The organism is Streptomyces yangpuensis (assembly GCF_001005295.1).
Classification (GTDB): domain Bacteria; phylum Actinomycetota; class Actinomycetes; order Streptomycetales; family Streptomycetaceae; genus Streptomyces; species Streptomyces yangpuensis.
In genome coordinates this window covers 1,033,670-1,053,836 of the sequence record NZ_LBMK01000001.1, presented here as the reverse complement: position 1 = coordinate 1,053,836, position 20,167 = coordinate 1,033,670, and the positions used below count along the sequence as shown (strand labels likewise).

At 73.0% G+C, this 20,167-nt stretch carries 18 protein-coding genes and 1 pseudogene; 10 read left to right on the top strand and 9 right to left on the bottom strand.

From position 1 onward, the window contains the following. Positions 1 to 19: 19 nt before the first annotated feature. The 3 genes from AAT21_RS04750 (at position 20) to AAT21_RS04740 (ending at position 2,910) form a co-directional block, all read left to right on the top strand. Positions 20 to 709, top strand: a complete 690-nt coding sequence (locus AAT21_RS04750; protein ID WP_046775369.1) for a maleylpyruvate isomerase family mycothiol-dependent enzyme — start codon at positions 20 to 22, stop codon at positions 707 to 709. 23 nt (positions 710 to 732) lie between these two features. After that, positions 733 to 1,389: an MBL fold metallo-hydrolase gene (locus tag AAT21_RS04745; protein WP_046775368.1), complete on the top strand. Its 657-nt coding sequence runs from the start codon at positions 733 to 735 to the stop codon at positions 1,387 to 1,389. 195 nt (positions 1,390 to 1,584) lie between these two features. After that, entirely contained in the window at positions 1,585 to 2,910 is a 1,326-nt protein-coding gene (locus AAT21_RS04740) for an MFS transporter (RefSeq protein WP_046775367.1), read from the top strand. A gap of 27 nt (positions 2,911 to 2,937) precedes the next feature. Here AAT21_RS04740 and AAT21_RS04735 read toward each other — a convergent pair whose 3' ends face one another. The 4 genes from AAT21_RS04735 to uvrB all read right to left on the bottom strand — a co-directional run bounded on the left by AAT21_RS04735 (position 2,938) and on the right by uvrB (position 8,986). Continuing rightward, positions 2,938 to 3,921, bottom strand: coding sequence for a TerC family protein (locus tag AAT21_RS04735; protein ID WP_046775618.1), 984 nt, complete (start codon positions 3,919 to 3,921; stop codon positions 2,938 to 2,940). Positions 3,922 to 4,160: 239 nt separating this feature from the next. Continuing rightward, positions 4,161 to 6,110, bottom strand: a complete 1,950-nt coding sequence (locus AAT21_RS04730) for a TerD family protein (protein WP_046775366.1) — start codon at positions 6,108 to 6,110, stop codon at positions 4,161 to 4,163. 43 nt (positions 6,111 to 6,153) lie between these two features. Next, positions 6,154 to 6,732, bottom strand: coding sequence for a TerD family protein (locus tag AAT21_RS04725; protein WP_046775365.1), 579 nt, complete (start codon positions 6,730 to 6,732; stop codon positions 6,154 to 6,156). 88 nt (positions 6,733 to 6,820) lie between these two features. Further along, positions 6,821 to 8,986: an excinuclease ABC subunit UvrB gene (gene uvrB, locus AAT21_RS04720; protein WP_046775364.1), complete on the bottom strand. Its 2,166-nt coding sequence runs from the start codon at positions 8,984 to 8,986 to the stop codon at positions 6,821 to 6,823. A 234-nt stretch (positions 8,987 to 9,220) separates the two neighbouring features. Between uvrB and AAT21_RS04715 the strand changes: the two genes are divergently transcribed. From AAT21_RS04715 to AAT21_RS04705, 3 genes are all read left to right on the top strand, one after another. Further along, the gene (locus tag AAT21_RS04715) at positions 9,221 to 10,123 is read left to right on the top strand and encodes a glycerophosphodiester phosphodiesterase (protein ID WP_046775363.1); all 903 of its coding nucleotides are present in this window, start codon (positions 9,221 to 9,223) and stop codon (positions 10,121 to 10,123) included. A 78-nt stretch (positions 10,124 to 10,201) separates the two neighbouring features. Beyond that, complete coding sequence (locus AAT21_RS04710) at positions 10,202 to 10,765, top strand: methylated-DNA--[protein]-cysteine S-methyltransferase (protein WP_046775362.1); 564 nt, start codon at positions 10,202 to 10,204, stop codon at positions 10,763 to 10,765. A 258-nt stretch (positions 10,766 to 11,023) separates the two neighbouring features. Then, the gene (locus AAT21_RS04705) at positions 11,024 to 12,229 is read left to right on the top strand and encodes an MFS transporter (RefSeq protein ID WP_079025461.1); all 1,206 of its coding nucleotides are present in this window, start codon (positions 11,024 to 11,026) and stop codon (positions 12,227 to 12,229) included. On the opposite strand, the gene AAT21_RS04700 is transcribed toward AAT21_RS04705, so the two are convergent. Both AAT21_RS04700 and AAT21_RS04695 read right to left on the bottom strand, forming a co-directional pair. Beyond that, positions 12,219 to 12,599 (bottom strand): cupin domain-containing protein, encoded by a 381-nt coding sequence (locus AAT21_RS04700; protein WP_046775617.1) that lies wholly within the window; start codon positions 12,597 to 12,599, stop codon positions 12,219 to 12,221. The two genes, AAT21_RS04705 and AAT21_RS04700, sit on opposite strands and share 11 nt — an antisense overlap. Positions 12,600 to 12,610: 11 nt before the next feature. Then, positions 12,611 to 13,455: pseudogene (locus AAT21_RS04695) on the bottom strand (class I SAM-dependent methyltransferase). Between the two features lie 81 nt (positions 13,456 to 13,536). Here AAT21_RS04695 and AAT21_RS04690 point away from each other — a divergent pair. Both AAT21_RS04690 and AAT21_RS04685 read left to right on the top strand, forming a co-directional pair. Next, positions 13,537 to 14,481 carry a pseudouridine-5'-phosphate glycosidase gene (locus AAT21_RS04690; RefSeq protein WP_046775360.1) on the top strand — a complete coding sequence of 315 codons (945 nt, stop codon included), beginning with the start codon at positions 13,537 to 13,539 and terminating at the stop codon, positions 14,479 to 14,481. Continuing rightward, positions 14,478 to 15,383, top strand: coding sequence for a carbohydrate kinase family protein (locus tag AAT21_RS04685; protein WP_046775359.1), 906 nt, complete (start codon positions 14,478 to 14,480; stop codon positions 15,381 to 15,383). Before AAT21_RS04690 ends, AAT21_RS04685 begins: the two co-directional genes overlap by 4 nt. Positions 15,384 to 15,779: 396 nt before the next feature. Here the strand turns inward: AAT21_RS04685 and AAT21_RS04680 are convergent, their stop codons facing one another. Continuing rightward, positions 15,780 to 16,427, bottom strand: coding sequence for a nucleoside/nucleotide kinase family protein (locus AAT21_RS04680; RefSeq protein ID WP_046775358.1), 648 nt, complete (start codon positions 16,425 to 16,427; stop codon positions 15,780 to 15,782). A 92-nt stretch (positions 16,428 to 16,519) separates the two neighbouring features. On the opposite strand from AAT21_RS04680, the gene AAT21_RS04675 reads away from it, so the two are divergent. Beyond that, a complete protein-coding gene (locus AAT21_RS04675; protein ID WP_046775357.1) occupies positions 16,520 to 17,974 on the top strand; it encodes a WGR domain-containing protein in 1,455 nt (484 codons plus the stop codon). Between the two features lie 27 nt (positions 17,975 to 18,001). On the opposite strand, the gene AAT21_RS04670 is transcribed toward AAT21_RS04675, so the two are convergent. Then, positions 18,002 to 18,400, bottom strand: a complete 399-nt coding sequence (locus AAT21_RS04670; protein WP_157879626.1) for a cupin domain-containing protein — start codon at positions 18,398 to 18,400, stop codon at positions 18,002 to 18,004. Positions 18,401 to 18,547: 147 nt separating this feature from the next. Here AAT21_RS04670 and AAT21_RS04665 point away from each other — a divergent pair, with 147 nt between their 5' ends. Continuing rightward, positions 18,548 to 19,240 carry a DUF2293 domain-containing protein gene (locus tag AAT21_RS04665; protein ID WP_046775356.1) on the top strand — a complete coding sequence of 231 codons (693 nt, stop codon included), beginning with the start codon at positions 18,548 to 18,550 and terminating at the stop codon, positions 19,238 to 19,240. A 165-nt stretch (positions 19,241 to 19,405) separates the two neighbouring features. Here AAT21_RS04665 and AAT21_RS04660 read toward each other — a convergent pair whose 3' ends face one another. Continuing rightward, positions 19,406 to 20,095, bottom strand: a complete 690-nt coding sequence (locus AAT21_RS04660) for a chaplin (RefSeq protein ID WP_079025424.1) — start codon at positions 20,093 to 20,095, stop codon at positions 19,406 to 19,408. Between the last annotated feature and the right edge of the window lie 72 nt (positions 20,096 to 20,167).

The following is a 20,167-nucleotide window of genomic DNA, read 5'->3' as shown; positions in this document are numbered from 1 at the left end:
GAGCACTAGGCTCGAAGCCATGACTGATCATGTGCACGACCTGCGATCTGTACGTGAAGCCACGGACCGACTGCTGACCGCGGTCGCGAAACTGGACAACGGCGCGCTCTCCGAGGAGTCACACCTCCCCGGCTGGACCCGCGGCCACATCCTGGCCCACCTCGCGCGCAACGCCGATGCCCTCCTCAACGTCCTCGAGGGCCGCCCGATGTACGAGAGCGGCGAGGCGCGCGACGCGGACATCGCACGCGGCGCGGGCCGGTCCCTGGAAGAACACCTGGCGGACCTCCGTGATTCCGCGGCCCGCTTCCTCGCCGCCACCGAGCCCGACCAGGACTGGTCCCGCACCGTCGAGCTGCGGGGCGGCGTCACGGACCGCGCCGGGAACGTGCCCTTCCGCCGCTGGGTCGAGGTGGACCTGCACCACGTCGACCTGAACATCGGCTACGAGCTCTCCGACCTCCCGGAGGAGTTCACCGACCGCGAAATCACCTTCCTCGCCGACCGCTGGTCGGGACGCCCGGAGGTGCCCGCGACGGCCCTGACCACCGCCGACGGGCGCACCTGGCGCACCGGCTCCGCCGGGGACCCGGCCGTGACCGTGTCCGGCTCCCCCGCCGCACTGCTCGCCTGGCTCGCCGGCCGCGGCGACAAGGGCGCCTCCCTGACCACCACGGGCGGCCCTCTGCCCGCGCTCCCGCCGCTGTAGGAATACACCTCTAGGATCACCACATGACGTACACCGGAGAGGTCAAGGTCGGCGGTCCGGCCGACGTGCACGAGCTCGCGGACCTGATGATTTCCAAGGTCGCGGTGGGTTCGATGAACAACAACGCGTACCTGCTGCGCTGCCGGGCCACCGATGAGCAGCTGCTCATCGACGCGGCAGCCGAACCGCAGACCCTGCTGAACCTGATCGGCGACGACGGCATCGCCTCCGTCGTCACCACCCACCGCCACGGCGACCACTGGGGCGCGCTCGCGGAGGTCGTGGCGGCCACCGGGGCAAGGACCTACGCGGGCGCCCACGACGCCGAGGGCATCCCGGTCGCGACCGACGTCCCGGTCGCGGACGGGGACACCGTGCGCGTCGGACGGGTCGAGCTGACCGCGCGCCACCTGGTCGGCCACACCCCCGGCTCGATCGCCCTGATCTACGACGACCCGCACGGCCACGCGCACGTGTTCACCGGCGACTGCCTCTTCCCGGGCGGCGTCGGCAACACCCACGACGACCCGGAGGCCTTCAAGAGTCTCATCGACGACGTGCAGCACAAGCTCTTCGAGCAGCTGTCCGACGAGACGTGGGTCTACCCGGGCCACGGCAACGACACCACGCTCGGCGCGGAGCGTCCGCACCTCGCCGAGTGGCGCGAGCGCGGCTGGTAGGGACGGCAACGCGTCAACTTCCGGACACGGAGCACTCCTTCCGGTCGTTGACGGCCGAACTCGTGCCCCGGCGGACGGGGAGGCGGTATTTGGTGCCGCATGCCACAGGACCCCTCCCCGCCCCCCGTCCCTGCCGCCACCCCCGTTCCTCCGGCCCCGCGGGCCGCTGAGGCCGGGGGTTCCTCCGGGCCGGGCATGCCGCGCCTCGCGGCCGCCGCGCTCGCCGGGACCGCCATCGAGTTCTACGACTTCTTCGTGTACGGGACGGCCGCGGCCCTCGTGCTCGGCCCGCTCTTCTTCCCGTCCTTCTCCCCGCTCGCCGGGACCCTCGCCGCCTTCGGCACCTTCGGCGTGGGCTTCCTCGCCCGCCCGCTGGGGTCCGCCGTCTTCGGTCACATCGGCGACCGCTACGGCCGACGCCCGGTGCTGCTGGCCTCCCTGCTGCTCACCGGCCTCGCCACGGTGGCCGTCGGCTGTGTGCCGACGTACGGGACGATCGGCATCGCCGCGCCGGCGCTGCTGCTCCTGCTGCGCTTCCTCCAGGGCCTCGGGCTCGGCGGGGAGTGGGGCGGTGCGGTGCTGCTGACCGCCGAGCACGCGCCGCAACACCGGCGTGGACTGTGGGCGAGCTTCCCGCAGGTCGGCCCGGCGGTGGGGTTCCTGCTGGCCAACGGCCTGATGCTGGGGCTGTCCGCGTCGCTGACCGACGCCCAGTTCACCTCCTGGGGGTGGCGGGTGCCCTTCTGGGCGGCGGGGCTGCTGGCACTGGCAGGGCTGTGGCTGCGCCGCTCGGTGGAGGAGACCCCGCAGTTCCGCGCGCTCGCGGCGACCGGGCGCCGGGCCGAAGCCCCGCTCGCCGAGGTGTTCCGGGGCCACTGGCGGCTGCTGCTGCTGACCGGCGGGGCCCTCGCGGTGGGCTACGCCGTCTTCTACGCGGTCACCACCTGGTCCCTGGCCTACGCCGCCGAGCACCTGCCGGTGGGCCGGACGACGATGCTGGCCTGCATCATGGCGGCCGTCGCGTTCAAGGGACTGATGACGCCGCTGCTGGCGCTGCTGGGTGACCGCTACGGGCGGCGGCCGCTGTGCCTGGCCGGGTGCGCGGCCAGCGCCGTGTGGATGTTCCCGCTGGTGGCGCTGTTGCGGACGGCCGACCCGCTGCTGATGACGCTGGGCTTCGCGGTGGCGCTGCTGGGCATGGTGACGATGTTCGCGGTGGTCGGCGCGTACCTGCCGGAGCTGTACGCCCCGCGGATCCGCTGCACGGGGGCGGCCGTCGGCTACAACCTGGGCGGCGTGCTGGGCGGCGCGCTGACCCCGATCGTGGCGACGGCGCTGGCGGACGGCTCCGGTCCGCCGTGGGGCGTCGCGGCGTACCTGACCGCGATCGCCCTGGTCAGCCTGGCCTGCTTCGCACTGCTGCCGGAGACCAATCCCCTGGCCGTGCGCAAGAAGTCGGACGCGGAGGCCGCGGAGGCGGAAAAGGAAACGGGGGCGGCCGCTTCGGCCGCCCCCGTGTAGGCCCGCGGACGCGGTCCGCGGGCCGGGTCAGGCGTCGATGCTCTCGGTGCCGGCGGCGGCCTCGGCCGCCGCCCGCTTCTTCGAGGCGATCAGGCTGGTGATCGTGGTGATGACCAGGACACCGCAGATGACGGCCAGGGAGAAGGGGATCGAGATCTCCGGGACGTGCACCCCGGACTCGTGCAGGGCGTGCAGCACCAGCTTGACGCCGATGAAGCCGAGGATGATCGACAGGCCGTAGCTGAGGTGGACCAGCTTCTCCAGCAGGCCGCCGATGAGGAAGTACAGCTGGCGCAGACCCATCAGCGCGAAGGCGTTGGCCGTGAAGACGATGTACGGGTCCTGGGTGAGGCCGAAGATGGCGGGGATCGAGTCCAGCGCGAACAGCACGTCGGTGGTACCGATGGCGAGCATGACGATCATCAGCGGCGTCAGTACGCGCTTGCCGTTGTTGATGATGAAGAGCTTGGTGCCGTGGTACTGGTCGGCGACGCCGAACTTCTTCTCGACGGACTTCAGGAGGCGGTTCTCCTCGAACTCCTCGTCGTCCTCGTCCTTGCGGGCCTCCTGGATCAGCTTCCACGCGGTGTAGATCAGGAACGCGCCGAAGATGTAGAAGACCCAGCTGAAGCTGGCGATGATCGCGGCACCGGCGGCGATGAAGATCGCGCGGAGGACCAGCGCGATCAGCACGCCGATGAGCAGCACGCGCTGCTGGAGGTGGGAGGGCACCGCGAACTTCGCCATGATCAGGACGAAGACGAAGAGGTTGTCGACGCTCAGGGACTTCTCGGTGATGAAGCCCGCGAAGAACTCCTGGGACGCCTGGGGCGTGCCGAAGAACCACAGGCCGAGGCCGAAGAGTACGGCGAGGACGATCCAGACGACCGTCCAGGTGCCGGCTTCCTTGATCGATACGTCGTGCGGCTTGCGGCCGATGAAGAAATCGGCGCCGATGAGCAGGGACAGACCGAGAATGGTCGCGACCCAAAGGGCCCAGGAAACTTCCATGGTGAACATGCCTCCGGCGGATGGCTCAGCACTTCGTCAGCGTCATCGCTGCCGGAGGTCTCTTCCACCCGGGCGGCCTGGAGGCCGTGGGCCGACGCCCCGGGACCGACCGCGCTCGTGTGCGCGGCGGTGGTCCGTATTGACGGGCACGCCGTAGCAGGAAAGCAGGAATACTCCCCTCCGCGCTGACGAGCTTACCCGCCGAAGGCGGTAAAGGTAAAGAAAACGCCAAAGGATGGTCACGGACGGGTAGTGCGCCGGGCCGCCGCCACCCGGTCGAGTGCCTGGTCGAGGACCCGGCTGCCCTGCGGCGGGACGTCCGGCTCGAAGGTCCAGGCGTGGTGGACCCAGGGGTCGGCCAGGTGGTTGTCCGGGACCGGCGACAGCCGCATCAGCGAGCGCCACAGCGGATCCAGCAGCGGCCCGTAGGCCGACGCCTCGTCGCGGTCCGCGACCATCAGCAGGTGCACCCCGACCGCCGCGCCCTCGTCGGCGAGGTAGCGCAGCTGGGTCACGGCCCGGTCGTCGAAGCCGTGCGGGAAGTCGTGCACGATGAGCAGCTGCTCGGCGGTGTCCACGTCCGGCGGCAGGTCCTCGGGCGCCCCGGCCTTCAGCGCCATCTGTACGAGGTCCACCCGCCGGGTCAGCTCGGCCAGCGTCCTGCTGACGCCCGCGACCCCGGCGGCGGGCGGCGCGGCCAGCACCCCGGCCCGTACCAGGGGCGCCAGGGAGGCGGCGCCTGCCCCGGCCGCGTCGATGACGTGGACGGAGAACCGGTCGGCGGGGTGGACCGCGAGCAGCCGCACCGCGTGCGCGACGGCCATGTCCATGGCGGCACGGCGCAGCCGGTCGGTGTCCATGGCCATCGCGGCCTCGGACCCGGTGCGGCCGTTGTCGATCCACAGCCCGCGCTCCAGCGGGAGCCGGACCAGCATGGGGATGCGCAGGTCGGGCCGCTCGGGCAGGTGCAGATCGCCCAGGCGCAGGGCGAGGGGGCCCTCCTCGGGCGTGCGGTGGCCGTGCCAGACGGGGTTGTCCCAGCGGGCGTACGCGGCCGGCAGCGCGGGCTCGACGACCTCGGCCTCGGCGACCAGCTGGGCGAGGTCCCGGTCGAGGACGGCCTGGGCCTGGGCGACCAGTTCCTCGCGGCGGGCCCGCGCGGTGTCGCGGGCGGCGTTGCCGGAGCCGCCGAGGCGGTGGCGCGGGTCGGAGAGGGCGTCGTCGAGCTCGCGCTCCATACGGTTGTCGGCGAACTCCACGGCGCTGCGGTAGGCGGCGGCGGTGCGGGCCAGGTCCTCGAACATGCCCCAGACCTGGTTGTAGAGCCGTTCGTCCATGGACCAGCCACTGGCGTCGCCGGCGACGGGCCGCGGGGGCTGGCCCGGCTCCGCCGCGGCGGCGGGCCGCGGGGCGGGCTCCGGCGGCTCGCTGCTGGTGCGGCGGCGGCGCGGGTGGGTGTAGCTGATCGTGGGCGGGGAGCCGTCACCACCGGACGGCGTACCGGCGTACGGGACACCGGAGACCGGGACCGGGCCCGGGGGCTCCGGGACGGACGCCGGGGCCTGGGCGGGGGTCTGCGGGGCGCGCACGTCGCCGACGAGGGTCGGCAGGGCGGCGCGTGTCGCGTCGGCCTCCTTCACCGGGGCGACCGTGCGCAGCGCGGCGGCGGCCAGCTCCCGGGCGGCCGGCACGGACAGCCCGCCGTCGGCGAGCAGGGCACCGAGGCCGTCGGCGTACCCCTGGCCGACGGCCCGGACCTTCCAGGCGCCCTGGCGCCGGTACAGCTCCAGGGCGACCACGGCGGTCTCGGCATCCAGCCCGGTCAGGGTGTAGCCGGCGATCTCGGTTCCGCCGTCGGGGCCGGCGACGGCCACGTGGGAGGCCGGGACCGCGCCGAAGCGGACCGGGCCGCCGGGTGGCAGCACGAGCAGCACGCCGACGCGGTGGACGTCCGCCGCGACGGCGTCGAGGTCCACCGCGAAGGTGTGCCGGTCGGCGAGTTCCGCCGGCGCGTCCACGCCGGGGAGGGACCTGGCGCCCGGGTGGGCGAGGACCTCGCTGCCGGCGAGCCGGCCCTGTTCGTCGGCGAGCGAGGCCAGGGCCAGCACGGGCGCACCCGCCGAAACCCTGATCTCCACCCGGCTCTGGGACACGGGGTGGTTCTGCCCCCGGACCAGTTCGGCCGTCATCGTGCAGCCCCTCCCCCGTGCCTTCTTCGCTTTTCCGGTACTGCTACAGGTGCGGCAGGATCGCCGGCATCAGGTCCTGGAAGGTCCGGCCGTTGGCCGGGTTGCCCAGGGCCGTCATCTGCCAGCCGGATCCCACGCGGGACACCTTCGCCATGATCTGCGCGGTGTACGCGCCGCCGCCGTCGAGGGTGTAGCGGGCCAGCTCCTGGCCGTTGGTCTCGTCGACGATGCGGCAGAAGGCGTTCTGCACCTCCTGGAACGTCTGGCCGGTGAAGGAGTTCACCGTGAAGACGATCTGGTCGATGTGGACCGGCACGCGCTGGAGGTCGACGAGGATCGCCTCGTCGTCCCCGCCCTGGCCGACGCCGCCGACCAGGTTGTCACCGGTGTGGCGCACCGAGCCGTCGTCGCTCTGCAGGTGGCGGAAAAAGACCACGTCGACCGGCTGCTTGTCGGCGAAGAGCACCGCCGACGCGTCGAGGTCGATCTCCCGCGTCCGCGAGCCGAACAGTCCGCGGCGCTTCGCCGCCTGCCAGCCCAGGCCCATCCGGACCGCGGTCAGCGTCCCTCCGTCCGCCTTCTGCAGACTGATGGCCTGACCCTTGGTCATGTTGACCGTCACGCGCGTCCCCTCTCCGTAGCCCGCCCCAGTTGACTGGTGCGCAGCGTGTTCCTGCGGCTGTGACCCAACCCTACTGACACCCCCGGACTCAGGCGAGGCCCGCTTCCTTCATCTGCCGAAGCTCCTTCTTCAGCTCGCCGACCTCGTCCCGGATCCGGGCCGCCACCTCGAACTGGAGCTCCGCCGCGGCGGCGCGCATGCGTTCGGTCATCTGCTCGATGAGCGAGGCCAGTTCGGCGGCGGGCCGGTCGGTGAGCACCTCGGCGGCCTTGCCGCCCTTGGCCGATTTCGTTCCCTTGGCGCCCTTGGCAGCCGCCGGGGCGTGGGAGGCGAGGCCGCCGAGCGCCGGCACCGGCGCCTTGGCTCCCTTGCCCTCCTTCGCCTGCCGGTATCCGGTGCCGAGGAGCTGTTCGGTGTCGAGTTCCTCGCGGGCGATGGTGGCGACGATGTCGTTGATCTTCTTGCGGAGCGGCTGCGGGTCGATCCCGTTCGCCGTGTTGTAGGCGATCTGCTTCTCGCGGCGCCGGTTGGTCTCCTCGATCGCCTTCTCCATGCCCGGCGTGATCTTGTCCGCGTACATGTGGACCTGGCCGGAGACGTTGCGCGCGGCGCGGCCGATGGTCTGGATCAGGGAGGTGCCCGACCGCAGGAAGCCCTCCTTGTCGGCGTCGAGGATCGCCACCAGGGACACCTCGGGCAGGTCGAGGCCCTCGCGCAGCAGGTTGATGCCGACCAGGACGTCGTACTCACCGGCGCGCAGCTCGCGCAGCAGCTCGATGCGGCGCAGGGTGTCGACGTCGCTGTGCAGGTAGCGGACCTGGATGCCGAGCTCCAGGAAGTAGTCCGTGAGGTCCTCTGCCATCTTCTTGGTGAGGGTGGTGACCAGGACCCGCTCGTCCTTCTCCACGCGCGTGCGGATCTCGTGCACCAGGTCGTCGATCTGGCCCTCGGTCGGCTTGACCACGACCTCGGGGTCGATGAGGCCGGTGGGGCGGATGATCTGCTCGACGAAGCCGTCGCCCCGCGAGAGCTCGTACTTTCCGGGGGTCGCCGACAGGTACACGGTCTGGCCGATGCGCTCCTGGAACTCCTCCCACTTCAGCGGCCGGTTGTCGAGCGCGGACGGCAGGCGGAAGCCGTGGTCGACCAGGGTCCGCTTGCGGGAGGCGTCGCCCTCGTACATGGCGCCGATCTGCGGGACGGTGACGTGCGACTCGTCGATGACCAGGAGGAAGTCCTCCGGGAAGTAGTCGATGAGGGTGTTGGGCGCCGATCCCCGCTCGCGGTCGTCCATGTGCAGCGAGTAGTTCTCGATGCCGGAGCAGGAGCCGATCTGGCGCATCATCTCCAGGTCGTAGGTGGTGCGCATGCGCAGGCGCTGTGCCTCCAGCATCTTGCCCTGTTTCTCCAGCTCGGCAAGGCGCTCGGCCAGCTCGGCCTCGATGCCGTTGATCGCCTTCTCCATGCGCTCGGGGCCGGCGACGTAGTGGCTGGCGGGGAAGACGTAGAGCTCGCGGTCCTCGCTGATGACCTCGCCGGTCAGCGGGTGCAGGGTGGAGAGGGCCTCGATCTCGTCGCCGAACATCTCGATGCGGACGGCCAGTTCCTCGTAGACCGGGAAGATCTCGATGGTGTCGCCGCGCACCCGGAAGGTGCCGCGGGTGAAGGCGACGTCGTTGCGCGTGTACTGGATGTCGACGAAGCGGCGCAGCAGCTGGTCCCGGTCGATCTCCTCGCCGACCTTGAGCGAGACCATCCGGTCGACGTACTCCTGCGGCGTGCCGAGGCCGTAGATGCAGGACACGGAGGCGACGACGATCACATCGCGCCGGGTCAGCAGCGAATTGGTGGCGGAGTGGCGCAGCCTCTCCACCTCCTCGTTGATCGAGGAGTCCTTCTCGATGTACGTGTCCGACTGCGGTACGTAGGCCTCGGGCTGGTAGTAGTCGTAGTACGAGACGAAGTACTCGACGGCGTTGTTCGGCAGGAGCTCGCGGAACTCGTTCGCCAGCTGGGCGGCCAGCGTCTTGTTCGGCGCCATGACCAGGGTGGGGCGCTGGAGCTTCTCGATCATCCAGGCGGTGGTCGCCGACTTGCCGGTGCCGGTCGCACCCAGCAGGACGACATCCTTCTCACCTGCACGGATGCGCTTCTCCAGCTCGGCGATGGCCGCCGGCTGGTCGCCGCTGGGCTGGTAGGGGCTGACGACCTCGAAAGGCGCCACCGTGCGTTCGATCTTCGATACGGGCCGCATGACTCCACCGTACGACCCCCCACTGACACTCACGTCTCCCCGCCCGGGACCGGCGCGCTCCCGGCCGGCCCGCCGGTCGGGGCCGACGTCATCCCTTCTGGTCCGTTTGTCGTAGTTCGGTGGCGGCTCGGTGATCTTCAACCCCATGATCGCGGTGAAGTGCATCGCCACAACGTCTGCCGCTCCGCACCCGTCTGACGCAGGAACAGGGCTCACGACCCGAGGAGAACGCACATGTACGTCCGACCCGCCGCCGCGGCCGCCGCCGCATTCCTGGGCCTCGCCCTCACCCTGCTGGGCGGGACGGCCTCGTACGCCGCCACCGGGCCCGGATCCGCCGCCGGGCCGCTGGGCCTGGGTGGTCCCGTCGTGTACGCGCACCGGGGGGCCTCGGCGTACGCCCCGGAGAACACCCTCGAAGCCGTCGACCTGGCGCGGCGCATGGGCTTCGACTGGGTCGAGAACGACGTGCAGCGCACCAAGGACGGCGAGCTGGTGGTGATCCACGACGACACCCTGGCCCGGACCACCGACGTCGAACAGGTCTTCCCCGACCGCAAGCCCTGGCGGGTCAAGGACTTCACGGCGGCCGAGATCGCCCGGCTGGACGCGGGCAGCTGGTTCGGCGAGGAGTACGCGGGCGCCTTCGTACCGACCCTGCGGCAGTACCTCGACCGGGTGCAGCGCAACCGGCAGCGGCTGCTGCTGGAGATCAAGAAGCCGGAGCTCCACCCCGGGATCGAGGAGCAGACCCTGAGGGTGCTGGGCGAGGCGGGCTGGCTCGACCCGCGCCACGTCTCGCAGCGCCTGGTGGTGCAGAGCTTCAGCGCCGACTGCGTGCGCATCGTGCACGGGCTGCGCCCCGACCTGGTGACGGCGTTCCTGGGGACCCCGCCCGTGGCGGAGCTGCCCCGGTACGCGGAGTTCACCGACCGGATCAACCCCTGGCACACCACCATCTCGGCCGACTGGGTCGCGGCCGTGCACGGCCTGCTCGGAGCCCACGGCCGGGCGATGGAGGTGGACACCTGGATCGTGGACGACGCCGCGACCGCCCGGAAGGTGCAGGAGATGGGCGTGGACGGGATCATCACGAACGCCCCGGACGTGGTCCGCGAGGCGGTCGGCGGCTTCTGAGCCCCCGCACGGCCGCGACCGCACCCGGACGGTCCCGGACCGCCCCGGCCTGTCGGAGGCGCGCCGTACCGTGGACGCGTGGACAGCACCGAGCGCCCCCGCGGGCCGCACCTCGAATGGACCGTCGTCGCCAGCGACATCGGCCCCCTGCTCCTGGCCGCCACCCCGGAGGGGCTGGTCAGGGTCGAGTTCCATGCCGGGCCGGACCGGATCGACCGGATGACAGGTCCGCTGATCTCCCGGCTCGGCGCCGACGCCCGGCGGCCCGCGCCGGGCGAGGAAGTGCTGCTGGCCGAGCCGGTGCGCCAGCTCGCCGCGTACTTCGCCGGTACCCTGCGGCGCTTCGACCTGCCGCTGGACTGGCGCCTCAGCTCCGGCTTCAACCGGCAGGTGCTCCAGGAGCTGGACCGTTCCGTGCCCTACGGATCGGTCGTCGGCTACGGGGAGCTGGCGGCCCGCGCGGGACAGCCCGGCGCCGCCCAGGCCGTCGGCAACGCCATGGGTTCCAATCCGCTGCCGGTGGTGGTGCCCTGCCACCGTGTCGTGGAGAACGACGGCGGCATCGGCGGGTTCGGCGGCGGACTGGAGACCAAGCGGCAGCTCCTCGCACTGGAGGGCGTGCTCCCGCAGCCGCTGTTCTGAGCCCCGTGTGACGTCCGTGGCCTGCGGGACAGGCCGCCGCGACGGCCCGGTTCCACACGGCGGTAAGGGGTGGCACACTGCGGCGGTGAGTACTGCTGCAGCCGCACCCGGCCCCACCGCGTCCTCGGCGCCCCGCACCGCGTACCCGCGAGGGCGGGGTCCGGCGTGACCGCCACCCCCGGCACGGACCGCCCCGCCACGCCGCCGCTCGCCCTCCCGGACCTCGCACGGCTCCAGAAGCGCACCTCCCGGGTGCTCATGGCCGGCCAGGTCCTCGGCGGCCTCGGCGTGCCCATCAGCATCGCCCTGGCCCCCGTGCTCGCCACCGAGGTCAGCGGCACCGAGGCGCTGTCCGGCTTCGCCTCCACCGCCTCGGTGATCGGCACCGCCCTGGTCTCGCTGCCGCTCGCCGCCCTGATGACCGCGCGCGGCCGGCGCCCCGGCCTGGTCCTGGCGTACGCGATCGGCGCCGCCGGGGCGGGCCTCGTCGTCCTCGCCGCCACCATCAAGAGCTTCCCGCTGCTGCTGCTCGGCATGGCCGCCTTCGGCGCCGCCTCCTCCGCCAACCTCCAGGCCCGGTTCGCCGCCGCGGACCTCGCCGCCCCGGACCGCCGGGCCCGGGCCATCTCGCTCGTCGTGTGGTCGTCCACCCTCGGCGCGGTGCTCGGCCCCAACCTGTCCGCTCCGGCGAGCCGCAGCTTCGCCGGCACCTCCATACCCGAGACGGCGGGCCCCTTCGTGTGGGCCGCCGTCGTCTTCGTGCTGACCGGCGCGCTGATCGCCGTACTCCTGCGCCCCGACCCCCTGCTGACGGCGCGGGCGCTCGCCGCGCCCGAGGAGCGGACCCGCGAGGGCCACTCGATCCGCGCCGGAATCGCCGCCGTGCGGGCGTCTCCGCGGGCCCGGCTCGCGCTCCTCACCGTCGCCGTGTCCCACACCACCATGGTCTCGATCATGGTCATGACCCCGGTGGACCTGGGCCACCACGGCGCCGGGCTGGAACTCGTCGGACTGGTGATCAGCGGTCACATCGCGGGGATGTTCGCCTTCTCCCCGCTCATGGGATGGCTCGCGGACCGGCTCGGCCGGCTCACCGTGATCGGGCTCGCCGCGGGGCTGCTGTCGGTCGCGGCGCTGCTCGCCGGGACGGCCGGGCCCAGCCACGGCCGGAGCGCGCTCGGCCTCTTCCTGCTCGGCCTCGGCTGGTCCGCCGGGATGGTGGCCGGTTCGGCCCTGCTGACCGACTCGGTGCCGCAGGCCGCGCGGGCCGCCGTGCAGGGCCTGAGCGACCTCACGATGAACACGGCCGCGGGTGTCGGCGGGGCCGCCGCCGGCGTGATCATGTCCCAGGCGGGCTACGGCTGGCTCAACGCCGTCGGGGCCTCGCTGCTGCTGCCGATGGCGGCGCTCGCCCTGTTCACCGCGCGCCGCCACCCCGCGGATCCCAAGGGGGTCAGTAGCTGATGTGGTAGGCCTTGCGGAGCGTCTCGTGGACGGTCCAGACCGTCTTGTCGCCCTCCCGCAGGACACAGGCCGAGCCCGGGCCCAGCTCCAGGGTCTCGCCGCCCTCGACCTCGACGGTGGCGCGTCCGCCGACCACCACGAACAGCTCGTTCGCCTCGACGTCGGTGACCACGCCCGGGGTGATCTGCCAGATCCCGCGGACCTGCTTGCCGTCCGGCGACTCCCACAGGACCTTGCCCGTGACCACCGGATCGCCGGAGACGATCTGCCCGGGGTCGAGGTCGTCGGGCTCCAGCTCCACGTCCGCCACGGTGACGGCGAAGGAGGCGGGGACGGATACGGGTCCGGCGGAGTGATCACTGGTGCTCATGGCGCGCCAGCCTAGTGCGGGCCGCCCGCCCGGCGCGGTGGCCACAGCGTCCAGCGGCGGGCCGGCCCACGCGTCATCCTGTCCAGTCGGACCGGGGGGCGTCCGGCGGTGAGGAGCGGCTGGTGGAAGCCGGTGTCCGCCGGCGCGTGCCAGGCGGTGTCGCACAGGCCCGCCTCCCGGCGAACTGCGCGGTCCGCTCCGGCGCGAGCGCCCAGTACGTGGCGCGCGAGGTGCGGGGCGTCCAGGTGTCCCCGGCCGGCAGCAGCTGGAAGAGCTCCAGGTCGTAGCGCTCCCCGTCGGCGTGCCAGTGCCACAGCTGGAAGGTGATGGTGCGCCGCCCGTCGGGGTCCGTGTGGACGTACGGGGCCTCGCTCCGCGGCCGGTCCCTCAGCAGGTCCCCGTACGGGCGGGTGGACAGCAGCAGCACTCCGCCGGGCCGCAGGACGCGCCGGGTTTCGGCCAGGGCGGTGCGCACGTCCTGCGCGGTCAGCAGGTGCTGCAACGCGTTGTCGGCGCAGACCACGGCGTCGAAGGAGGCGTCCGCGAAGGGCAGGGCCCGCATGTCGGCGGCGGCGACGGGCAGGGCGAGTCCGCGGTCGGCGGCCTCGCGCGCGGCGCGGGCGGCGGAGCGGGGGCTCAGATCGGTCCCCGTGACCGCGTGGCCCAGCGCGGACAGGCCAAGTGCCTGGGTTCCGATGCCGCAGGCGTTGTCGAGGACGGTGTGCGGTCCGGGGCCCAGCGCGGCGGTGAGCAGGGCGTCGAGGGCCCGGCCCTGCCGGGCGACGGATGCGTTCCAGTCCGCGTAGACGAATTCGTAGCGGTCGGCGAGTCCGTCGTGGAAGCCGCGTGTGTCCATGGGGCACGCTACTCGGACAGCTTGGGACGGGTGTGACGGGAGTGCGTTTGGGGGCGCCGATCCCGTGCCATGGATGGGGACATGTCACAGCACAGAGCAACTGCATCCCCGTCCGGTGGACCGGTCCTGTCGGAAGAGGTGCGCGAGGCGCTCGCGCAGGGCAGGCCCGTGGTGGCCCTGGAGTCGACGATCATCGCGCACGGCCTGCCCCGCCCCCGCAACCTGGAGGTGGGCCTCGAACTGGAGGAACTGGTCCGCGCGGAGGGGGCGGTTCCGGCGACGGTCGCGGTCGTGGACGGCGTGGCCCGCGCGGGCCTGGACAAGTCCCAGCTGGAGCGGATCGCGGCCGGTGACGGTGTGCGCAAGCTGGGCCACCGGGACCTGGCGCCGGCCCTGGCGACGGGCGCGACCGGGGCGACGACGGTGTCCGCGACGGCCTTCCTCGCGGCCCGGGCGGGCCTGCGCGTGTTCGCGACGGGCGGGCTGGGCGGCGTCCACCGCGAATGGGCGCAGACGCAGGACGAGTCGGCGGACCTCTCCCTGCTGGCGCGGACCCGGATCACGGTGGTGTGCGCGGGGGTGAAGTCCATCCTGGACGTGCCGGCCACGCTGCAGCGGCTGGAGACGCTGGGAGTGGGGGTGCTCGGGTTCGGCACGGACCGGTTCCCCGGCTTCTACCTGGCCGATTCCGGCGAGCCGGTGGACTGGACCGTGCACCGGCCCGAGGAGGTCGCGGCGGTGATGGCCGCCCAGGACGCGCTCGGCGGCCCGCAGTCGGCGCTGCTGGTGGCCAATCCGGTGGCTGCCGGGCAGCAGCTGGACCCGGAGCTGCACGACCGGGTCCTGGCCGAGGCCCTCGCCGCGTGCCGCGAGCAGGGGATCACGGGGCAGGCCGTGACCCCGTTCCTGCTGGGGTTCCTGGTACGGGCGACGGCCGGGGCCTCGCTGGAGGCGAACCTGGCGGCGGTACGCGGCAACGTACGGCTCGGCGCCCGGATCGCCGGGGCCTGGGCGGCGCGGGCATGACCGCGGCGGGGGCGCTGCTCGTGGTCGGCGACGTGGTGACGGACGTGGTGGCCATGCATCCGGAGCCGCTGGCCCCGGCCACCGACACCGCGGCCCGCATCCGGACCCTGCCGGGCGGGGCGGGGGCCAACGCGGCGTGCTGGGCCGCCCGTACGGGGAGCGCCGAGGTACGCCTCCTTGCGCGGGTGGGCACGGAATCGGCGCGGTGGCACGAGCGGGCCCTGGTGGACGCGGGGGTGCGGCCCCGGCTGGTGGTCGACGCGGAGGAGCCGACCGGGACGGTGGTGGCCCTCGTCGGCACGGACGCGGAGCGGACCTTCCTCACCGACAGCGGGGCTTCGTTGCGGCTGTGCCCGGCCGACTGGGCTCCGTCCCTGCTGGACGGGGCGGCGCATCTCCATCTGTCCGGTTATCTTTTCTTCGCGGACAGCAGCCGGGAGCTGGCCATGGTCGCGCTGCGGGCGGCGCGGACGCGGGGTGTGCCGGTGAGCGTGGACCCGGCGTCGGCGGGGTTCCTGGCGGCGTTGGGCCCGCAGCGCTTCCTGGACGCCGTGGCGGGGGCGGGGGTGCTGCTGCCGAACGAGGACGAGGCCCGGCTGCTGGCCGGGCTGCCGGAGCGGGCCGGGGCGGCCCGGGCGGCGACGGAGCTGAGCCGGCGGGTGCCGCTGGTGGTGGTGACCCGGGGCCCGGCGGGGGCGCTGGTGGCCGAGCGGGGCAGGATCACGGCCGAGGTGGCGGCCGCGGAACCGGCCGAGCCGGTGGTGGACTCCACGGGCGCCGGTGACGCCTTCACCGGCGCCTTCCTGGCGGCCCGGCTGGACGGCGCGGACCAGACGGAATCGGCCCGCGCAGGCTGCCGCGCAGCAGCCCAGGCCATAACCCACCCAGGCGGCCGCCCCTAGCCAGGGGTGCCTTGCCGCAACGCCTGCCCCCGAACAGGCCCGACGCCCGACGCAGCCCACTCCCCGCCCGACCGGCCCACTCCAGCCCCGCCGCCGTTTGAGGCGCGGGTCCGGGGCGGAGCCCCTGCCGTTCAGCCCCGCCGGCCTTCGAGGCGCGGGGTCCGGGCAGAGCCCCTGCCGTTCAGCCTCGCCGGCGTTTGAGGCGCGGGTCCGGGGCGGAGCCCCTGCCGTTCAGCCCCGCCGGCCTTCGAGGCGCGGGGTCCGGGTGGAACCCCTGCCGTTCAGCCTCGCCGGCGTTTGAGGCGCGGGTCCGGGCAGAGCCCGGGAAACGGCGAAAGGGCGGGGCGGGGAGGAGGCCCCGCGCAGCGGCACCCGCACCCGCACCCCAACCCCACGTCACCGCCCCCGAATCCCGGTCCAGGCAGGATGCCTGGGATCATCGGCCCGCACCACCGCGTCGGCGGCGCCGGCCGGATCCGCCTCCGCCTCGTACCGGGCGAACGCCGCCGCCGTCCACCGCTCGGACTCCTCCGTCCGCCGCGCGAGCGCCCCCGCCGACAGCCGGACGTGAACGCTCAGGTCGAAGGGGAACCACCGCCCCAGCAGCAGCGGCCCGTGCACCAGCAGCACACCACCGGCCGGGAGTTCGACGTAGGGGCTGCGGGTCGCCCGGTCGGTCGCCGGATCCCACAGGTCCGGCAGCACCAGCCCGGTCCCGCCGGGATCGGTCGGCCCGAACACCTCCCGCCACAGCGCTGCCGTGTCGTACCAGCCGTCCAGGTACGCGTCCACGTCCCGGCGTCCGAACTCGAAGCGGAGGGACGCCGGCCGCAGGAAGCCGCCGGTCGGCACGACCAGGACCGAGCGTCCGCGCAGCCGCAGTTCCTCCGCGAGCAGCCCGGCGAGGGCGCCGGTGTCCGCCGCGGGCGCTCCGTCGATGCCCACGCGCTGCCAGGCGTCGGGCCCGGGGGCGTGGTCCGGGTCGTCGAGGTGACCGGCGAGCCGCTCGGCCATCCGCTGCCATGTGATCGCTTTCCACTGCACCGGCCCATTGTCAGTGGTCACCCGTAGCTTTTCTCAGGAGGGATCACCGCGGAAACGGCGCCGGTGGACCGGTTTTCGGGGAGGGGTCTGTCATGGCTCGGGAGACGACGTACCTGGAGCTGTCGCAGGACGGTGGCGGGGCGCACAAGTTCTACGAGGTGACCGTGGACGGCACGGCCGTCTCCGTGCGCTACGGACGGATCGGCGCGCCCGGCCAGTTGCAGAGCTCCTCGTTCCCGACGGCCGAGAAGGCCCGGGCCGCCGCCGCCAAGAAGATCGGGGAGAAGGTCCGCAAGGGGTACGCCCCGGCCGTGCAGGGGCAGCGGGCCGCCCGGGCGGTGACGCGCCGCCAGGTGACGTCGGCGCCGTCGACGGCGCGTGCCGTGGCCCCGGTGCTGTGGCGCTTCCGTACCGGTTCAGCGGCCTTCGGGATCCACGTCGACGAGGACCGCTGCTGGGTCGGCAACCAGGCCGGTGACGTCTACACGCTGAGCCACGGCGGTGAGGTGCTGGCCCGCTATTCACTGCCGGACGGGGTGAAGTGCCTGGTGGCGGACGAGTTCTGGATATACGCGGGCTGTGACGACGGCACGGTGTACGACCTGTCGTCGAAGGTGCCGTTCGGTGCCTACGGCATCGCTGCGGATGTGGACATCTACTGGCTGGACATCCACGAGGGCGTGCTGAACGTCTCCGATGCGAACGGCGGTCTGACCGTCATCGACCACGAGGACGAGCACCAGTGGTCGCGGAAGTCCTCCGGGTCGGGTGCATGGATGGTGCGGGCCGACGAGCGGGCGGTCTACCACGGGCACAGCGCCGGTGTGACGGCCTACGCAGCGGACGGCACCGGGCAGTTGTGGCACAGCGCCACCCCGGGCGGTGTCCTGTTCGGCTGGCAGGAGGAGCACTCGGTGTATGCGGGTACGGTCCGCAACACCGTGCAGCGGCTGTCGAAGGCCTCGGGCGCGACGGAGGCGACCTACCGGTGCGACGCGGCGGTGTATTCGTGCGCGACCTCGCCGGACGGCCGTCATGTCTTCGCGGGCGACTCCTCCTCCTCGGTCTACTGCTTCGACGCGGACGGGAACCGGCTGTGGAAGCTGGGGACCGGCGGCGGGTCGGCGCTGTCGATGCAGTACCTGGACGAGCGGCTGTATCTGGTGACCACGGACGGCTCCCTGGTCTGCGTGGACGCGAGCGAGCAGGCGATCGCGGCGGCCCAGCAGGGTTCGGTGCCCGCACCGATGGATGTGAAGTCGGCGGCAGCGCTGCCGGTGTTCACCCCGGCCGCCTCGGCCTCGGCGGTGGCGACGGTCTCGATGGCCGCGGTGGCCTCGGAGCCGGCGGGCTCCGTGGTGGTGGAGTGCGTCCAGCAGGGGGGCCGGATGCGGGTGCAGGTGGTGTCGGGCGGCTTCGAGCCGTCCTGGAACGTGCAGTTCCCGCGGGGGATCAGGGAGGTCGGCGCCCGGTACGTGGTCGACGGCCTGCACGCGGCCTCCGGGGGCTTCTACCGGGTCCGCGGGGAGATACGCCGACTGGTGTGAGCGCGGCCGGGCTGCCTGGGCGGCGGCTCAGTGGGTGTGGTGGAGGCAGACCTCCGGGGTGGCGCCGGCCGGAGCCGGCGTGGGTATGGAGAAGGGGGTCCCCTCGGGCAGTCGGGGGGTCACGTGCAGGACGACCGGTTCGGTGCCCAGGTTGTGGCCCAGGTGTATGTGTCCGATGCCCGCGGGTTCCACGAAGGCGGTCCCGGGCCGGTGCACCTCGACGGTGAGGTCGTGCAGGACCCGGGTCAGGGTGCCCGCCAGGACGACGGCTTCCAGCCGCACCCGGTGGTAGTGCCAGCCGGTGCAGCCGCCGGGCGGGATGACGATCTCCCGGCCTGCCGGGATCGTGGTCACGCATGCCCTGCCGGTGCCCATGCCGAAGCCGGTCACCGGCGGCCGCGCCGTGGTCGTCCGCCGTGCGCGCATGTGCTCCTCCTCCGTGGACCGGCCCCCGTGGTCCATGGTCCACGGCCCACCGTAGGAGTGATCAGGCCGGATCCGGAAGAGTCGGTGAAACCTCAACGTCCTTCCCCACCAGGTGATATGAGGGCCGGACGGCGGTATCACACCTGTATGAGCCTGGTCGTTTTCGAGTCGCTGAAGCAGATCCACTGCGCGGAGTGCCGACAGGGGCCCCTCCGGCACCTGGTGCGCGAGGCCGGTGTGCCCCGGTGTCTGGACTGCGCGGATCTGGGGCATCTCGTCTACCTGCCGCGCGGGGACGCCGCGCTGACCCGCCGTTCGCGCGAGGCGAGTGCGCTCAGCGCGGTCGTGGTCCGCTTCCACAGGCGGCGCCGCCGGTACGAGCGTCTCGGGCTCCTCGTCGAGGAGGCGGCGCTGGCCGGCGCGGAACGGGCCTGCCTGGCGGACTCCGAGGCGCGGGCGCGCCGCCGGGAGCGCGACCGGCTGCGCCGCGCGGCGCAGGACGTCCGCTTCACGGCGGCGTTCGCCGCCGAGATAGTGCGGCTGTTCCCCGGCTGCCCGGCCGACCGGGCCGTGGCGATCGCCGCCCATGCCTCGCTGCGCGGCAGCGGCCGGGTGGGCCGCACCGCGGCCGGGCGGGCCCTGGACGAGGCGGCGGTCTCGGTGGCGGTGCGGGCGGCCGTACGGCACACCGACACCGAGTACGACGCCCTGCTGATGGCGGGCGTCCCCCGCTTCGCGGCCCGCGCCCGGCTGGCCGCGCGGATCGACGCCATCCTGGACGGGTGGCGCACCGTGCCGCGGAGGGAGGCCAGGTCGTCTCTTTCGGATCTTGCCGATTGAGCCCGCGTCGTCCGGTGCCATGGGGCCTCCCCAGGCCCGCAGGGCCGAGGGGAAGCATCGCAAGACGGAGAGGCGCCCGTGTACCGGACGCACTCGGGTGCCTCGACAACGCGGTGAGGTGCGGTGCCGGGCGGCGCGGGTCAGGCAAGATCCGGAAGAGACGGCCTAGTTGAGGCGGAAGCGGCGGTAGAGCAGGGCGCCCCCGAGCAGCAGGGCACCACCGGCGGGCACCAGGTAGCCGACACCGTCGGCGCCGGTGTGGGCGAGCGCCTCACTGTGCCGCGGCGGCTGGACCTCGGTGACCGGGACGACCGGCGTGACGGGGGTGGCCGGCTTGGCCGGCTCGGCCGGGATGACCGGCTTCTCGACGACGGGCGGCTGGACGGGCTTGCCGGGGGTGGGCTTCTCGCCGTTGACGGACGAGTTGCCGTACACGGGGTTCCCGATGCCGACCACGTTGACGGAGTTGCCGCTGACGTTCAGCGGGAGGTCGACGGGCAACTGGATCCCATTGCCTGACAATACGCCCGGAGAATCCTTTCCGCGCCCCTCTGCCACGGCTCCCCCGCCGTTCCCGCCGCCCTGCTCGGCATGGCCGCCGCCCCCGGACTCGTTCGCACAGCGGTTGCCGGCCGCGGGATTCAGCACGCCGACCACGTTCACGGTGTTCCCGCAGGCGTTCACCGGCAGGTTCACGGGCAGCTGGATCAGGTTCCCGGACAGCAGACCCGGCGAGCGCTCGGCCCTGCCGTCCGCGTCCGCGTCGGCGTGGGCGAAGCCGCCCACACCCGCGACGGCCAGACCGCCGCCCGCAACGACCGCCGCGATCAAGCCGCTTCGACGACTGTTACGCATCACTTTCCCTGCCTTCCGGTGGATTTCGGGGCCTCGCCCCGCACCGGAGACAACGCCTGCGAACCCATACGG

Bases quoted from the DNA above. Each gene is read 5' to 3' on its own strand.
- AAT21_RS04750 (WP_046775369.1), top strand. From the start codon at position 20: ATGACTGATCATGTGCACGACCTGCGATCTGTACGTGAAGCCACGGAC.
- AAT21_RS04745 (WP_046775368.1), top strand. From the start codon at position 733: ATGACGTACACCGGAGAGGTCAAGGTCGGCGGTCCGGCCGACGTGCAC.
- AAT21_RS04740 (WP_046775367.1), top strand. From the start codon at position 1,585: ATGCCGCGCCTCGCGGCCGCCGCGCTCGCCGGGACCGCCATCGAGTTC.
- AAT21_RS04735 (WP_046775618.1), bottom strand. From the start codon at position 3,921: ATGGAAGTTTCCTGGGCCCTTTGGGTCGCGACCATTCTCGGTCTGTCC.
- AAT21_RS04730 (WP_046775366.1), bottom strand. From the start codon at position 6,110: ATGACGGCCGAACTGGTCCGGGGGCAGAACCACCCCGTGTCCCAGAGC.
- uvrB (WP_046775364.1), bottom strand. From the start codon at position 8,986: ATGCGGCCCGTATCGAAGATCGAACGCACGGTGGCGCCTTTCGAGGTC.
- AAT21_RS04715 (WP_046775363.1), top strand. From the start codon at position 9,221: ATGTACGTCCGACCCGCCGCCGCGGCCGCCGCCGCATTCCTGGGCCTC.
- AAT21_RS04705 (WP_079025461.1), top strand. From the start codon at position 11,024: ATGGCCGGCCAGGTCCTCGGCGGCCTCGGCGTGCCCATCAGCATCGCC.
- AAT21_RS04700 (WP_046775617.1), bottom strand. From the start codon at position 12,599: ATGAGCACCAGTGATCACTCCGCCGGACCCGTATCCGTCCCCGCCTCC.
- AAT21_RS04690 (WP_046775360.1), top strand. From the start codon at position 13,537: ATGTCACAGCACAGAGCAACTGCATCCCCGTCCGGTGGACCGGTCCTG.
- AAT21_RS04685 (WP_046775359.1), top strand. From the start codon at position 14,478: ATGACCGCGGCGGGGGCGCTGCTCGTGGTCGGCGACGTGGTGACGGAC.
- AAT21_RS04675 (WP_046775357.1), top strand. From the start codon at position 16,520: ATGGCTCGGGAGACGACGTACCTGGAGCTGTCGCAGGACGGTGGCGGG.
- AAT21_RS04670 (WP_157879626.1), bottom strand. From the start codon at position 18,400: ATGCGCGCACGGCGGACGACCACGGCGCGGCCGCCGGTGACCGGCTTC.
- AAT21_RS04665 (WP_046775356.1), top strand. From the start codon at position 18,548: ATGAGCCTGGTCGTTTTCGAGTCGCTGAAGCAGATCCACTGCGCGGAG.
- AAT21_RS04660 (WP_079025424.1), bottom strand. From the start codon at position 20,095: ATGCGTAACAGTCGTCGAAGCGGCTTGATCGCGGCGGTCGTTGCGGGC.